The organism is Acidovorax sp. 94 (assembly GCF_003634645.1).
GTDB classification, from domain to species: domain Bacteria; phylum Pseudomonadota; class Gammaproteobacteria; order Burkholderiales; family Burkholderiaceae_C; genus Acidovorax; species Acidovorax facilis.
The window spans coordinates 2,740,673-2,755,000 of sequence record NZ_RBJA01000001.1 but is presented as its reverse complement, the minus strand read 5'-3'; the positions used below and the strand labels follow the sequence as shown (position 1 = coordinate 2,755,000).

The 14,328-nt window shown below is 64.6% G+C and carries 8 protein-coding genes and 2 rRNA genes (1 of these 10 running past the window's edge); 6 read left to right on the top strand and 4 right to left on the bottom strand.

Annotated elements, in window-relative coordinates; translation table 11 throughout:
• The 3 genes from C8C94_RS12650 to cutA form a co-directional block, all read left to right on the top strand.
• Positions 1-1,996: ribosomal RNA gene (locus C8C94_RS12650) — 23S ribosomal RNA — on the top strand; it begins 883 nt to the left of the window's first position.
• A 154-nt stretch (positions 1,997-2,150) separates the two neighbouring features.
• Positions 2,151-2,263, top strand: a 5S ribosomal RNA gene (rrf, locus tag C8C94_RS12645).
• A gap of 989 nt (positions 2,264-3,252) precedes the next feature.
• Complete coding sequence (cutA, locus tag C8C94_RS12635) at positions 3,253-3,600, top strand: divalent-cation tolerance protein CutA (protein ID WP_121422834.1); 348 nt, start codon at positions 3,253-3,255, stop codon at positions 3,598-3,600.
• Positions 3,601-3,670: 70 nt separating this feature from the next.
• On the opposite strand, the gene C8C94_RS12630 is transcribed toward cutA, so the two are convergent.
• From C8C94_RS12630 to ftsY, 3 genes are all read right to left on the bottom strand, one after another.
• Positions 3,671-4,735, bottom strand: a complete 1,065-nt coding sequence (locus C8C94_RS12630; protein ID WP_121420949.1) for a hypothetical protein — start codon at positions 4,733-4,735, stop codon at positions 3,671-3,673.
• Between the two features lie 111 nt (positions 4,736-4,846).
• Positions 4,847-7,516 (bottom strand): EAL domain-containing protein, encoded by a 2,670-nt coding sequence (locus C8C94_RS12625; protein ID WP_121420948.1) that lies wholly within the window; start codon positions 7,514-7,516, stop codon positions 4,847-4,849.
• Between the two features lie 133 nt (positions 7,517-7,649).
• A complete protein-coding gene (gene ftsY / locus C8C94_RS12620; protein WP_121420947.1) occupies positions 7,650-8,996 on the bottom strand; it encodes a signal recognition particle-docking protein FtsY in 1,347 nt (448 codons plus the stop codon).
• 27 nt (positions 8,997-9,023) lie between these two features.
• Between ftsY and C8C94_RS12615 the strand changes: the two genes are divergently transcribed.
• From C8C94_RS12615 to rsmD, 3 genes are read left to right on the top strand one after another with little or no spacing between them, the layout of a single operon-like run.
• Positions 9,024-10,469 (top strand): pitrilysin family protein, encoded by a 1,446-nt coding sequence (locus C8C94_RS12615; protein ID WP_121420946.1) that lies wholly within the window; start codon positions 9,024-9,026, stop codon positions 10,467-10,469.
• Positions 10,470-10,490: 21 nt separating this feature from the next.
• Complete coding sequence (locus C8C94_RS12610) at positions 10,491-11,837, top strand: pitrilysin family protein (RefSeq protein ID WP_121420945.1); 1,347 nt, start codon at positions 10,491-10,493, stop codon at positions 11,835-11,837.
• Positions 11,834-12,526 (top strand): 16S rRNA (guanine(966)-N(2))-methyltransferase RsmD, encoded by a 693-nt coding sequence (rsmD, locus tag C8C94_RS12605; protein ID WP_121420944.1) that lies wholly within the window; start codon positions 11,834-11,836, stop codon positions 12,524-12,526. Before C8C94_RS12610 ends, rsmD begins: the two co-directional genes overlap by 4 nt.
• A 21-nt stretch (positions 12,527-12,547) precedes the next feature.
• Here the strand turns inward: rsmD and C8C94_RS12600 are convergent, their stop codons facing one another.
• A complete protein-coding gene (locus C8C94_RS12600) occupies positions 12,548-14,281 on the bottom strand; it encodes a DUF4832 domain-containing protein (protein WP_147433255.1) in 1,734 nt (577 codons plus the stop codon).
• Positions 14,282-14,328 lie beyond the last annotated feature (47 nt).

Genomic DNA, 14,328 nt, shown 5'->3' with positions numbered 1-14,328 from the left:
GACTTACCAAACCTATGCAAACTCCGAATACCGACGAGTACAGCTTGGGAGACAGAGCACCGGGTGCTAACGTCCGGACTCAAGAGGGAAACAACCCAGACCGCCAGCTAAGGTCCCTAAAATTGGCTAAGTGGGAAACGAAGTGGGAAGGCTAAAACAGTCAGGATGTTGGCTTAGAAGCAGCCATCATTTAAAGAAAGCGTAATAGCTCACTGATCGAGTCGTCCTGCGCGGAAGATGTAACGGGGCTAAGCCAGTTACCGAAGCTGCGGATGTGCAATTTATTGCACGTGGTAGGAGAGCGTTCTGTAGGCCTGTGAAGGTGTCTGGTAACGGATGCTGGAGGTATCAGAAGTGCGAATGCTGACATGAGTAGCGTTAAAGGGGGTGAAAAGCCCCCTCGCCGTAAGCGCAAGGTTTTCTACGCAACGTTCATCGGCGTAGAGTGAGTCGGCCCCTAAGGCGAGGCAGAGATGCGTAGCTGATGGGAAACAGGTCAATATTCCTGTACCGATCAATAGTGCGATGTGGGGACGGAGAAGGTTAGCTCAGCCAACTGTTGGATATGTTGGTTCAAGCCTGTAGTCGTGCCTGGTAGGCAAATCCGCCGGGCTTAGATGAGGGGTGATAACGAGTCTGCTTGCAGACGAAGTGAGTGATACCCTGCTTCCAGGAAAAGCCACTAAGCTTCAGCTATTGACGACCGTACCGCAAACCGACACTGGTGCGCGAGATGAGTATTCTAAGGCGCTTGAGAGAACTCAGGAGAAGGAACTCGGCAAATTGATACCGTAACTTCGGGAGAAGGTATGCCCCAAGTAGGTGAACCTGTACAAGGCGAGCCCAACGGGGTTGCAAAAAATCGGTGGCTGCGACTGTTTAATAAAAACACAGCACTCTGCAAACACGAAAGTGGACGTATAGGGTGTGACGCCTGCCCGGTGCTGGAAGATTAAATGATGGGGTGCAAGCTCTTGATTGAAGTCCCAGTAAACGGCGGCCGTAACTATAACGGTCCTAAGGTAGCGAAATTCCTTGTCGGGTAAGTTCCGACCTGCACGAATGGCGTAACGATGGCCACACTGTCTCCTCCTGAGACTCAGCGAAGTTGAAATGTTTGTGATGATGCAATCTCCCCGCGGAAAGACGGAAAGACCCCATGAACCTTTACTGTAGCTTTGTATTGGACTTTGAACAGATCTGTGTAGGATAGGTGGGAGGCTTTGAAGTGATGTCGCTAGATCTCATGGAGCCAACGTTGAAATACCACCCTGGTGTGTTTGAGGTTCTAACCTAGGTCCATTATCTGGATCGGGGACAGTGCATGGTAGGCAGTTTGACTGGGGCGGTCTCCTCCCAAAGCGTAACGGAGGAGTTCGAAGGTACGCTAGTTACGGTCGGACATCGTGACGATAGTGCAATGGCATAAGCGTGCTTAACTGCGAGACTGACAAGTCGAGCAGATGCGAAAGCAGGACATAGTGATCCGGTGGTTCTGTATGGAAGGGCCATCGCTCAACGGATAAAAGGTACTCTGGGGATAACAGGCTGATACCGCCCAAGAGTTCATATCGACGGCGGTGTTTGGCACCTCGATGTCGGCTCATCTCATCCTGGGGCTGTAGCCGGTCCCAAGGGTATGGCTGTTCGCCATTTAAAGAGGTACGTGAGCTGGGTTTAAAACGTCGTGAGACAGTTTGGTCCCTATCTTCCGTGGGCGCTGCAGATTTGAGGAAGCCTGCTCCTAGTACGAGAGGACCGGAGTGGACACACCTCTGGTGTATCGGTTGTCACGCCAGTGGCATTGCCGAGTAGCTAAGTGTGGAAGAGATAACCGCTGAAAGCATCTAAGCGGGAAACTCGTTTCAAGATGAGATCTGCCGGGGCCTTGAGCCCCCTAAAGAGTCGTTCAAGACCAGGACGTTGATAGGTCAGGTGTGGAAGCGCAGTAATGCGTTAAGCTAACTGATACTAATTGCTCGTGCGGCTTGACCCTATAACTTTGATAGCCAATATGCAAACCGTAAGGATGCATGAAAAGCTCAAAGATTGTTATGCCAAGTTGACGCAGTCAAAAGACACAAAAATCTGATTCCAAACTCTATGAATTCGCCAGGCTGTTCACAAAAACAGCCCAGCACCAAGTTATGCCTGATGACCATAGCAAGTTGGTACCACTCCTTCCCATCCCGAACAGGACAGTGAAACGACTTTGCGCCGATGATAGTGCGGGTTCCCGTGTGAAAGTAGGTCATCGTCAGGCTCTTACAGCCCAGAAAACCCCAGTCATATTTGGCTGGGGTTTTTTGCTTTGGGAGTACGAGATTCTATGGAGCTGTGACACTCACAGTGTCCGCCTGGGCTCAGAGAGGCAACCGCCGACCTTGCTCGAACACCAGCAGTTCTTCCTTGCCAAATGCTGTCCTGAATCGCTCCAGTTTTGAACTGACCCCCAGAAGTTGGACGGCGGCCTTGCCGCCAACTAGGTGGTGTTTCTCAGCCGGTATTTGCGCAGCGGCGAGATGGAGGGGGTCGAAGGGATCATGATCGCGCTCCTGTCCAAGAACGAGGCCGATTGTCCCGCTCGCCAACATAGACAGGGGCGCGATGTTTACTTGGCGTCAGGGCCTTCGCGGCGGCCTACCGCGCGAGCGGTTTAGTCCATCGTCCATTTGCGGCCGAAGCGGTCGCTCAGTCCAGCACCTGAGGATGACTTAGATCAGCCTGAAGCCGCCGCAAGGCCAAATCGAAGGCCTTTGCGGCAAGCGTTTAAGCACAGTGCAGCGTGGAAAAATCCTGTGCGGAAGGCGCAACGAATCGACCTGCACGAAAAATACAAGACTCAGTGAAGACCAATCGGAAAAGTACAACACTGAGGGAATAAAAAGTACAAAGGTATGCACCCCGTGTCGTTCTAAGCGGTTGATTTCTCAAATTCGGCAGTACAACGCTCAGTGCACATCGACAGTCGCCTGGGCCATCGGGCCAGGAATCAGAAGGCGCTATGGCAGGATGGTTGTGCTAAGCCATTGATTCAAAGGGGAGTTTGATGGCTGCAGAGGCCGCGGCGAATCCAATATCTCGTTGTCAGAGCGTGTTCCCGGTACGGGGTTCCAGCCCTTTGTAGCCACGTTTTTTGCGATTGTTGCGACAAATAGAGCAGTCTTTTCATGATCCAGCGGTTTTCGCGCCGCTGGCATTGCATCCCCCGCTATGGCAGACTGCACCGCCCAACGCCTTCGGGAGACGCGCATGACTGAGCCGACCGCACTTTGCGACATTCTCGTTGTCACTACCACGGTGGCCACCGAAGCGGAAGCGCGGCGGCTGGCACAGCTGGTGTTGCAGGCGCGGCTGGCGGCCTGTGTGCAGGTGGAGCCCATCACGGCCTACTTTCGTTGGCAGGGCGCGTTGCAGGAGGACCGCGAGCTCCGGCTGGTGTGCAAGACCGTGCCCCGTGTGCTGCACCCGCTGCTGGCGCTGCTGCGGGCGCAGCATCCCTATGCGCTGCCGCAGCTGGTCACGCACGCGCTGCAGGGGTCTGCGGAATATGCTGACTGGGTGGATGCGCAGGTGGCCCACGCTACGGTGCTGGCCTGAAGCTTGGGCATTCCCCAGTTTGCCGACGTCTCGGCTGCTGGTACGGGTCGCTCAAACTCTTGGATCGCGATCACACGCTCAGGTCGATCTGCTGCACCGTGCCCGCGCTGCCGTTTTCTCGCAGGTAGATGCTGGTGGAGCGCACGGCGCCCAGGCTTTGGTTGTCCGCCGTGCGCAGGGCGAAGGGCGTTGCCTGGGCGGTGAGTTGCACCGCGCCCACGCCCAGTTCCTCCAGGGTCTGCAGGCTACCGCTGCCATCTGCATTCGGGGTCCACACGCGCAGCTGATGGAAGACCGGGTCGGCCTCATCGATCCAGCCGTTGCCGTCGCTGTCATGCCGGGCCAGTTCTGTAAAGCCGTTGCCCGTGTCCGGGCCGAAGAGTTCCAGGCCGCTGTCGATGCGCGCGTTCTGGTTGGTGTCCAGCGCCAGATAACCCCGGTTGCCGGCAAGCAGCGGCACTTGTTCGGTCTGCCCGTCGCCGTCCAGGTCGAAGGCAAAGCGCAGGTCCTGCAATTGGGCGGCGGTGCCGTCGAAGTTGATGACCAGCGGGTCCACCGCCACGGCGTCGCCCAGCCGCAGGCTCACGGAGGATTCCTCGCGGTAGCTGCGTTGCATGTCCAGCTGCAGCGTGAACCGGATCTCCCGGCCATCGGTGGTGCGCACCGTGCCCGCTGCAGCGAACTGGGTGCGCTCGGTTTCTTCCAGCACTTCGCGCTGCTCATAGATCAGGCCAAAGCCCGCGCGCTGGCGCGGGGCTGCGGCCGTGCTGTTCGTTGGGGCCAAGGGGGGCGGGGGAGCTGCGGGCGCGTCGGTGGACTGCGGCCCGGCATAGACGCGGACGAGCACCCCGGTCATGCGTTCGATCAGATCGCGGATCATGGCGAGCTGGGGCGTCAGGCCCTCGTCGCGGGCGCGCTCCGGCAGAGGCTCGACCGAGGTGGTGGCCCCATGGGGTGCATGGGCGGCCTGGGCCAGGCGGGCAGCGGTGGAGATTTGCAGCGGCGGTGCCTGACGGGCGAGGGGCGTGCTGGCGGGGCGGTCGCCCACCCACATTTCCAGGCGGCTTGTCTGGCTGTGCATGCGCGTGGCGACATGCTGGGACTGCATCTGCAGGGTGGACGACTCGATTCTCATGGGGCACCTCCATGGTTTCCACGGAGGTCCGGCGCGGTGCGGGCTGGCGTGGCCCCTTGTTATCGGCACTTCTGTACGGTACCTTGAATGCAATCCCGACACCGCGCAAGGTCAGCCGGAGGTGCCTTCCGGGCCCAGCACCTCCCGCGCGACCCGTTCAAAGTCTTCCAGCGCCATCGGCCTGCCAAACAGATAGCCCTGAAACGCCTTGCAGCCGTGCGCCAGCAGAAACTGGTGGTGCGCTGCCGTTTCGACCCCCTCCGCGATCACGTCCAGACCCAGGCTGCCGGCCAGCGCGATGATGGAGCGTGCGATGGCCGCGTCGCTGGGGTCCAGCAGCACGTCGCGTACAAAACCCTGGTCGATCTTGATCTGGTCCAGCGGCAGGCGCTTGAGGTAGCTCAAGGACGAATAGCCGGTGCCAAAGTCATCCAGCGAAAAGCCCAGGCCCTGGGCTTTGAGTGCGCGCATGGTGGCGATCACGCTGTCCACGTTGTCCAGTAGCAGGCTTTCGGTCAGCTCCAGCTTGATGTGCGCCGGGTCGGCGCCAGTGCGCTGCAGCAAGGCCAGTACCTGTGTCACAAAGTCTTCCTGCAGAAACTGCCGCGCGCTGACGTTGATGGCCAGGCTCAGGTGGGCCATTGCCGGGTCCCGCCGCCACCGGGCTTGTTGGCGCAGGGCGGTTTCCATCACCCAATAACCCAAGGGCAGGATGAGGCCGGATTCCTCTGCCAGCGGGATGAACTCCGATGGCGGCACCATGCCGTGCGCGGGGTGTTGCCAGCGCACCAACGCCTCTGCGCCGGTAACCCGCCCCTGCGCGTTCACCTGGGGCTGGTACAGCAGCAGGAACTGCGACTGGCGCAGGCCGTTGTGCAGCTCCGTTTCCAGCAGCGCGCGGCGGTTCACGGCCTGCTGCATGTCAGGGTCAAAAAAGCGCAGGGTGTTGCGGCCCGCGTCCTTGGCGCGGTACATGGCCATGTCGGCCTGTTTGAGCACCTCGTCCACCGAGTCACAGTGCTCGCGCAGCAGCGTCACCCCGATGCTGGCTGTGAAGTGGTGTTCATGCCCGGCCAGATCGTAGGGCTGGCGCAGCTGGGCCAGGATCAGTTCGCCCAGCGTGCGCGCCTGGGCGGCGGCTTCCGGCGGGTCACTGCTCAGATTCTGCAGCACCACCACAAACTCGTCGCCCCCCAGCCGGGCTACCGTGTCCTGCTCCCGCACGCAGCCGCGCAGGCGCAGGGCCACTTCCTTGAGCAGCAGGTCGCCCACCTCGTGGCCGCGGGTGTCGTTCAGGGTCTTGAAGTTGTCCAGGTCCACAAACAGCACGGCTGTGGTCAAGCCCGAGCGTGCGCCGCTGGCCAGCACCTGCTGCAGACGGTCTACCAGCAGGCGCCGGTTGGGCAGCTGGGTGAGGGCGTCGTAGAAGGCCAGGTAACGGGCCTCGTCCTCGGCCGCCTTGCGGCCCGAGATGTCGATGTCGATACAGAACATCTCCGGCGGGTGGCCCGGCACCTGGATGTAGGCATGGCTGGAGAAGACATGCACGGGCGTACCGTCCTTGCGCTGCAGCTGCAGCTCGCCGGCGGGAATCACCTCGGCAGTGGCGAACATGTGGCGTACGTGTTCACGCACGGCGTCGCGCATGGGGGGCGGAATGATGAGGTCGAGCAGGTTGCTGCCCAGTGCCTCCTCGGCCGTGTAGCCATACAGCTCCTCAGACGCCTGGTTCCAGTAACTCGTGGTGCCATCTTCCAGATAGCCTTGCACCGAGATGGACGGGATATTGCGCAGCAGCGAGCGAAAGCGAAGCTCTGACTCGCGCAGCGCGCTCTCGGCCCGCTTGCGTTGGGTGATGTCCCGCGCCAGGAAGACCACGGCTGCCTGGCCGCCCACTTTCACACCCAGGGGCTGCGCCCGCCCTTCAAATTGCCGTGTGCCCGAGAGTGTCTGCATCTCGTATTCCACGCTCTGCGTCTGGCCCGACAGCAACGTGCTGCGGATCAGTTCCACAAATCTGTCGGCCTGCTCTGCGGGCAGCACATCATGCATCCGCTTGCCCAAAAGTTGGGCTGGGTTGGCGGCCAGCGGTGCGTCGTCGGGCGATAGCACTTCCACATAGCGCCCCTGGGCATCCAGCACCAGCAGCACGTCGGGAATGGCCTGCGCAATGGCCCGCAGCCGGGCGGCCGTGCCGTGCAGTGCGCGTTCGGTGGCCAGGCGTTCTTCCACGTCGTGCAGCAGCAGGCCCAGCGCCACCGTGGCGGGTGTGAAGGTCAGCAGAAAGGGCAGGGCCAGGGTCTGGTTGACGCGCTGAACCACTTCGGTCGGCAGCAGCTGGAACACCGCCAGCACGGCGGTGTGCACCAGCAGCCCGAACAGCGCCAGCGTCACGGGTTCCACCCCCAGGCGCCCGCGCGCCCGGCCCTCGCGGTAGACCAGGCCCAGTGCGGTGCACAGTGCGATCACCATCAAGCCCACCTCCGCCCCCGCGCCGCCCAGCCACAGGCGGCCGGTGGCGGCCATGGCGGCGGCGATGCAGGCCACCAGCGGGCCGCCAAACAGGCCTGCCATGCTCAGCACCACCGAGCGGGCGTCAAAGATCACCCCTGGCATCAGCACCACCGGTGTGAGCATGCCCACCACGCAGATGGTGCCAAAAAGAATGCCCGAGAACACCTGCCCGGTGCGCGGATGCTGGCGCCAGACGCGGATGTTGAACCCATGCAGAAAGCACAGCGCCAGCAGCAGGGCAACACCTTTGACCAGCTCAATGAACATGGGCCTCCGTGCCTTTCCAGGGGGAAGCCCATCATGGGGGAATTGCCGCAGTTCGTAAACGTGAAAATGGCCCCCGAAGGGGCCATGGATCACGCTGGCGGGGGGAGGGGGCGGCCCGGACCGCCGGGCTGCATCAGGTGAGCAGCGCCTGCGCGAACTCGCGCGCGTTAAAGGTTTCCAGGTCTTCAAGCTTTTCGCCCACGCCGATGAAATACACCGGAATCGGGCGCTCCTGCGCGATGGCGGCCAGCACACCGCCCTTGGCCGTGCCGTCGAGCTTGGTCACTATGAGGCCGGTGAGCTGCAGCGCATCGTCAAACGCCCGCACCTGGGCCAGGGCGTTCTGGCCAGTGTTGCCGTCGATCACCAGCAGCACCTCGTGCGGGGCCGTGGCGTCGGCCTTGGTCACCACGCGGCGGATCTTCTTGAGCTCTTCCATCAGGTGCAGCTGCGTGGGCAGACGGCCGGCGGTGTCCACCAGCACCACATCCTTGCCGCGCGCTTTGCCGGCCGTGACGGCGTCAAAGCTCACGGCGGCCGGGTCGCCGCCTTCCTGGCTCACGATCTCGACCGTGTTGCGGTCGGCCCAGACGCCGAGCTGCTCGCGCGCTGCCGCGCGGAAGGTGTCGGCCGCCGCCAGCAGCACGGCCGCCCCTTCGCCAGCCAGGTGTTTGGTGAGTTTGCCAATCGACGTGGTCTTGCCCGCGCCATTGACGCCCGCCACCATGATCACCGTGGGGGTGTGTTCACCGATGACCAGGGCTTTTTCGAGCGGGCGCAGCAGGTCGGTCAGTGCATCGGCCAGCAAACCCTTGACAGCGGCGGGGTCGGTGGCCTTGGCCTCCTTCACGCGGCGCTTGAGGTCGGCCAGCAGGTGGGTGGTGGCCTTGACACCGGTGTCGGCCATCAGCAGGGCCTCTTCCAGCTCTTCATACAGCGCATCGTCGATCTGCGTGCCGGTGAACACCGTGGTGATGCTGCTGCCGGTTTTGCGCAGGCCGGCCTTGAGGCGATCCAGCCAGCCCTTGCGTTCCGTGGGGGCGGCTGCCGGTGCAGAAGCGGGCGCTGGCGCGGCGATGGCGGGGGCTGCCACCGGCACAGGTGTGGGAACGGGTGTGGCCGGGGGCGCTGCGGCTGGCACTGGCGCAGGCGGTGGGGCTGGCGCTGTTACGGGCGTGGGCGCCGGAGCAGCCTCGGGCGCCTTGGGGGCAAACGGGTTGCGCAGCCAGCCAAACGCTGCCGGTGCTGCAGCCGGGGCTTCGACGGGCGGTGGCGCTGGCACGGGTGCTGGCACGGGCACTGGGGCGGGCGAAGGGGCCGGAGACGGCGGCTGCGCCACCGCAGCTGTCGCCGCTGGCACGACCGGGGTGTGGGGGGCGGCAGGCGCCGGAGCGCCGTGCGAAATGGCCGGGGAGGGCGCATCGGACGGTGCAGGCGTCGATGGCGGAGCGGCGGGCTTTTTCTTGAAAAAACTGAACATTGGAGGGTTCTTAGAATCATCCATTCTATGAAACGTGCTTTCACCCTACTGGGCCTGCTGGCCTGCCTCTCGTCCGGGGCTGCCTTTGCGGCAACGCCTCCCGCCTCTCAACCCCCCGCTGCGCCTTCCACCACGCCGTCCGCCACGGCCTCTGGCGCGCAGCAGTTCACGCTCAAGAACGGCATGCAGCTCATCGTGCAGCCCGACCGGCGTGCCCCCACTGCGGTGCACATGGTGTGGGTGCGCGTGGGCTCCATGGACGAGGTGGATGGCACCACGGGTGTGGCCCATGTGCTGGAGCACATGATGTTCAAAGGCACCAAGACGTTGCCGCCGGGCGAGTTCTCGCGGCGTGTGGCGGCTTTGGGCGGGCGCGAAAACGCATTCACCAGCCGCGACTACACGGGTTACTACCAGCAGATCCCGTCCAACCGGCTCGAAGATGTGATGAAGCTCGAATCCGACCGGTTTGCCAACAACCACTGGCCGGATGACGAGTTCAAGAAGGAGCTGGAGGTCGTCAAGGAAGAGCGCCGCCTGCGCACCGAAGACCAGCCCCGCGCCATGCTGGCCGAGCAGCTGTTTGCCGCCACCTTCACCGCATCGCCCTACCGCCGCCCGATCGTGGGCTGGATGAGCGACCTGGATGCCATGACACCGAATGATGCGCGCGCTTTCTACCGCCAGTGGTACACGCCCACCAACGCCGCCGTGGTGGTGGCAGGCGATGTGGACGTGGCCCAGGTCCGCGCATTGGCCGAGAAGTATTACGGCAGCCTGCCCGCCCACGCGCTGCCCGAGCGCAAGCCCCGCACCGAGCCCGCGCAGCAGGGCCTGCGCCGCATTGCCGTCAAGGCTCCGGCCGAGCAGGCCTACGTGGCGCTGGCGTTTCGTGCGCCCAGCCTCAACCGTGTGGAGAACCTGACTGAAACCGACCGCGACGCTCTGGCGCTCATGGTGCTGTCGGCGGTGTTCAACGGCTACGACGGCGCGCGGCTCGACCGTGCGCTGACCCAGGGCGAAAACCGCGTGGCCGACAGCGCCAGCAGCGGCGCCATGGTCACGGGCCGTGGCCCCAGCCTGTTCATGCTCAGCGGTGTGCCCGCTGCCGGCAAGACGGCCCAGCAGGTGGAAGACGCGCTGCGCGCCGAGGTCACCCGCGTCGCCCGCGATGGGGTCAGCGAGGCTGAGCTGACCCGCGTGAAGACGCAGTGGATCGCCTCGACCGTGTACGAACGCGACTCGGTGATGAACCAGGCGCAGGAGCTGGGGGGCAACTGGATCCAGGGCTTTCCGCTCGACGCCAACGAACGCCTTCTGGAGCTGCTGCGCACCGTGACGCCCGCCCAGGTGCAGGCCGTGGCCGCCAAGTATTTTGGCGACGACCAGCTCACGGTGGCCACCTTGCTGCCCCAGCCGCTGGATTCCCCCCGCCCCCGCGCACAGCCCGCACCCGGTGCGTCCCGCCACTGAACCCGCTTTGCGCCCTATTTCATGATTACTATTAAAAACATAGCTGCTCGCGCTTTACTGATAAGCGCTGGAGCCGTTTTTTATTCAAATTCTGCCTGGGCGCTGCTGCCCATCCAGCACTGGACGGAGGGGAACGGCGCCAAGGTCTACCTGGTTGAAAGCCCGGTCATCCCCATGGTGGACGTGCAGATCGACTTTGACGCCGGCAGCCGCCGCGACCCTGCGGCCCAGGCGGGCCTGGCCAGTGCCATGGCCGCCATGGCCAGCAAGGGCGTGAAGGCCCTGGGCAATGAGCCCGCGCTCGACGAGAACGGCCTGGGCGAGGCCTGGGCCGACCTGGGCGCCAATTTCGAGGCGGCCGCCGACAACGACAGGCTGCAGTATTCGCTGCGCTCGCTCACCGACCCACCACTGCTCGACAAGGCCGCCCGCCTGGCCGCGCGCCAGATCGGCGAGCCCAGTTTTCCGGCCGACGTGTGGCCACGCGACCGCGCCCGCTGGAGCGCCAGCATCAAAGAGTCTCTGACACGCCCGGCCACCGTGGCCCACCACGCGTTTGAAGCCGCCGTGTACGGCAGCCACCCCTACGGCGTGCAGACCACCGCAGAGACGCTGGCGCGCATCAGCGTGGCCGACATGCAGGCGTTTCACACCCAGCACATCGGCGCCTGCCGCGCCAAGGTCAGCATTGTGGGCGCCGTGTCGCGCACACAGGCCCAGGCGCTGGTGGCCACGCTGCTGTCGCGCCTGCCCGCCAGCACCGGGTGCGCGCCGCTGCCGCCCGTGGGCGAGATCGCAGCGCTCACCGCCCCCGCCGAGCAGAACATCCCCTTCACCTCGGCCCAGGCCCATGTGCTGATTGGCCAGCCGGGCTTCCAGCGGCGCGACCCGGACTTTGTGGCGCTGCTGGTGGGCAACCACATCCTGGGCGGAGGCGGTTTTGTCTCGCGCCTGACCAACGAGGTGCGTGAAAAGCGCGGCCTCAGCTACAGCGTGTACAGCTACTTTGCCGCTGGCATGCACGCCGGCGCCTTCACCGTGGGCCTGCAGACGCGCCCCGACCAGGCGGCCCAGGCCGTGAAGGTCTCGCGCGACGTGATCGCACGTTTTGTGGCCGAAGGCCCCACCGAGGCCGAGCTGCGTGCCGCCAAGGACAACCTCATCGGCGGCTTTGCGCTGCGCATCGACAGCAACAAGAAGCTCCTGGGCAATGTGGCCAACATCGCCTGGAACGAGCTGCCGCTGGACTACCTGGACCAGTGGACGAAGAAGGTCGAAGCCCTTACCGTGGCCGACGTGCGCACGGCCATGGCCAAGAAGCTGCAACCCGAACGCATGGTGACCGTGGTGGTGGGGGGCAAGCCATGAGCCGCTCAACCCTGAAGACCACCGCCATCAATGCCGAGATCCGCAAAGCCCAGGCTGCAGCGGCCACCCCACCGGTTGCCGCTGGCAAAAAGGGCGCGCCCAAGGACAAGGCCGTTGCCGCAGCAGCGCCCAAGGGCGCGGGCGAAATCCGCATCATTGGCGGGCAATGGAAACGCACCCGCCTACCCGTGGCCCAGCGCCCCGGCCTGCGCCCCACGCCCGACCGCGTGCGCGAAACGCTGTTCAACTGGTTGGGCCAGGACCTGACCGGCTGGCGCTGCCTGGATGCCTTTGCGGGCACGGGCGCGTTGGGGCTCGAAGCCGCGTCGCGTGGAGCGGCCGCCGTGCAGCTGGTGGAAAGCGATGCCGCTCTGGTGGCCCAGCTGCACACCCTGCAGCAGCGCCTTTCGGCCACGGCCGTGCGCGTGCAGCGTGGCGACGGGATTGCCGCCCTCAAACAGGCGGCGCCCGCCAGCATCGACCTGGTGCTGCTGGACCCGCCGTTTGACAGCGACCTGTTCGTCGCTGCCCTGCAGGCCGCTTCCAAGGCTGTGGCCGCCCAGGGCTTTGTCTACCTCGAAGCGCCCCGCGCCTGGACGGACGAGGAGCTGGCTGCGAGTGGCCTGGTGCTGTACCGCCACCTCAAGGCCGGCGCCGTGCATGCGCACCTGCTTCAGCGCAGCGCCTGAAGCACGCAGACCCGCAGCGACCTACCTTTTCAACGTCGCCAGCCGGGCGCTGCCGTCGGCTTCGATGCCCGCCATGTTCCAGCGCAGCGTCTGCGGCAGCCCCGCCAGCGTGGGCTGGCGCACCCAGGCCAGGTGCACCGTGTAGCTGCCCGCAGGTGGGCTCGGCAAGGTCCAGGCAGTGTTGATCTGCGCGGGCGCACCCGGAAGAATGGCACGCGCCTGGGCGGTGCTCAGCAGCTCCCGGCTGGCCACCACCTGGCCGGTGCCATCGCGCAGCTGAGCCTGCAGTTGCCAAGGGGTGTAGAGCGGTGCGTTACCCGTGTTGTCCACGCGCACCTGCACCTGCACCGTGCTGGGCGTGGGGGCCGTGACAGTGATGGGCCCCAGCGCAAAGCGGTAGCCCGCCTCGCGCCCCACGGCCGCCAGGTGGGCCTGTTCGGTGCCCGTAAAGCTGGACCACGGCGCGTTCAGGTTGCCATTGCCCACGGTGGAGACATGGAAGTCGCGCACCTGCTGCAGCGCGGTGGCGGCGTTGGTCTTGGACTCGCCGGGGCCGAAGGGGCAGAACTCCGCGATCCAGGGTGCGGTCTTCCAGCGGTCCGAGATCTGTGCCCAGTCGCTCGGGCGATCGGTCCACTGCTTCATGAAGCCGTCCTGCGCCAGGCAGTCCCAGCGCAGGCCCACCGGCAGCGTGGTGGTGGTCTGCTGGAAGAACGCGTACTGCAGCGTGTCCAGGTTGGCATGCGGGATGAACATCGCATGCTGCGCATCCGGGAACCTGTCGAAATGCATCTGCGCAATGCTGCGCTTGGTGGCGTTGGAGGCCGGGGTGATGCCTTGGGTTTCCAGGGCCGGTGTGTAGACCACGTTGGTGGTGTTCATGGCCCACTCGCCGTACTGCCCGTACAGGCCCACGTCGATCCAGGCCAGGTCCGACGTGTCGCCCAGCGCGGCGGCCACGGCCTGCAGCAGGGCCTGCATGCGCTCCAGCACATAGGGGTGGTTCCAGTTGGGCACTAGCGTGGGAGGCAATGCGGGCGCGGGCGGGGTGGGGGCGGGCATCGGGGCCGCCCATACACAGGCGGGGTTGGGTGCCGAGCATTGCGGCTGCGCCGTGCCCGCACCGTGCAGGTAGGTGGGCACGTCCAGCGTGTTGGTGCCGTAGCCGCGCATGGCCTGGATGCGAAACGCAAACTGTCGCCCAGCGGCCCGGGCGGCATCGCGCGCGGCCACCAGGTTGCCGAGGGTGTATTGGCCGGGTGTGTTGCCTTCCAGGTCTTTCCAGAGGTAGCGCTGGTAGGCGGCCTGGGGTGGTGCCGATTGTGCTAGCGGCACGTCACCCGGGTCCGAGCGCCACTGGTAGTAGCCCCGGCCGGGGTTGGGGGTCAGGTCGCTGGCGATGGCCAGGGGCGCGAGCAGGGAGTTCACCGAGACCACGCTCCATCCCGCGCTGGGCGGCGGGGGCGCAGGAGGTGGCGGCGGCGGTGGTACCGAGGGTGGCTGCGACGGCGGCGGCGATGGGGGGGGTGCAGACGGGGGCTGCACCGGCGGTGCTGTGGGGGCCGGCGGGGGCGGTGATGGGGGTTCCGGCGTGGGCCCTGGTGCGGGCGCCGTGCCTGGGGCTGGCGTGGGAGTGGGAGTGGGAGTGGGTGCCTCGTTGGCGTCCCCGCCGCCACAGGCCGCCGCAAACAGGGCGGCCGCCAGGGCCGTGAGCCGCGCCATGCGGACGGGGTGCAAGGTGCTGAGGGTGTTCATGGACGCCATTTTTTGGGTGAAATTGGGTTCTAGCGCTTATCTGATAA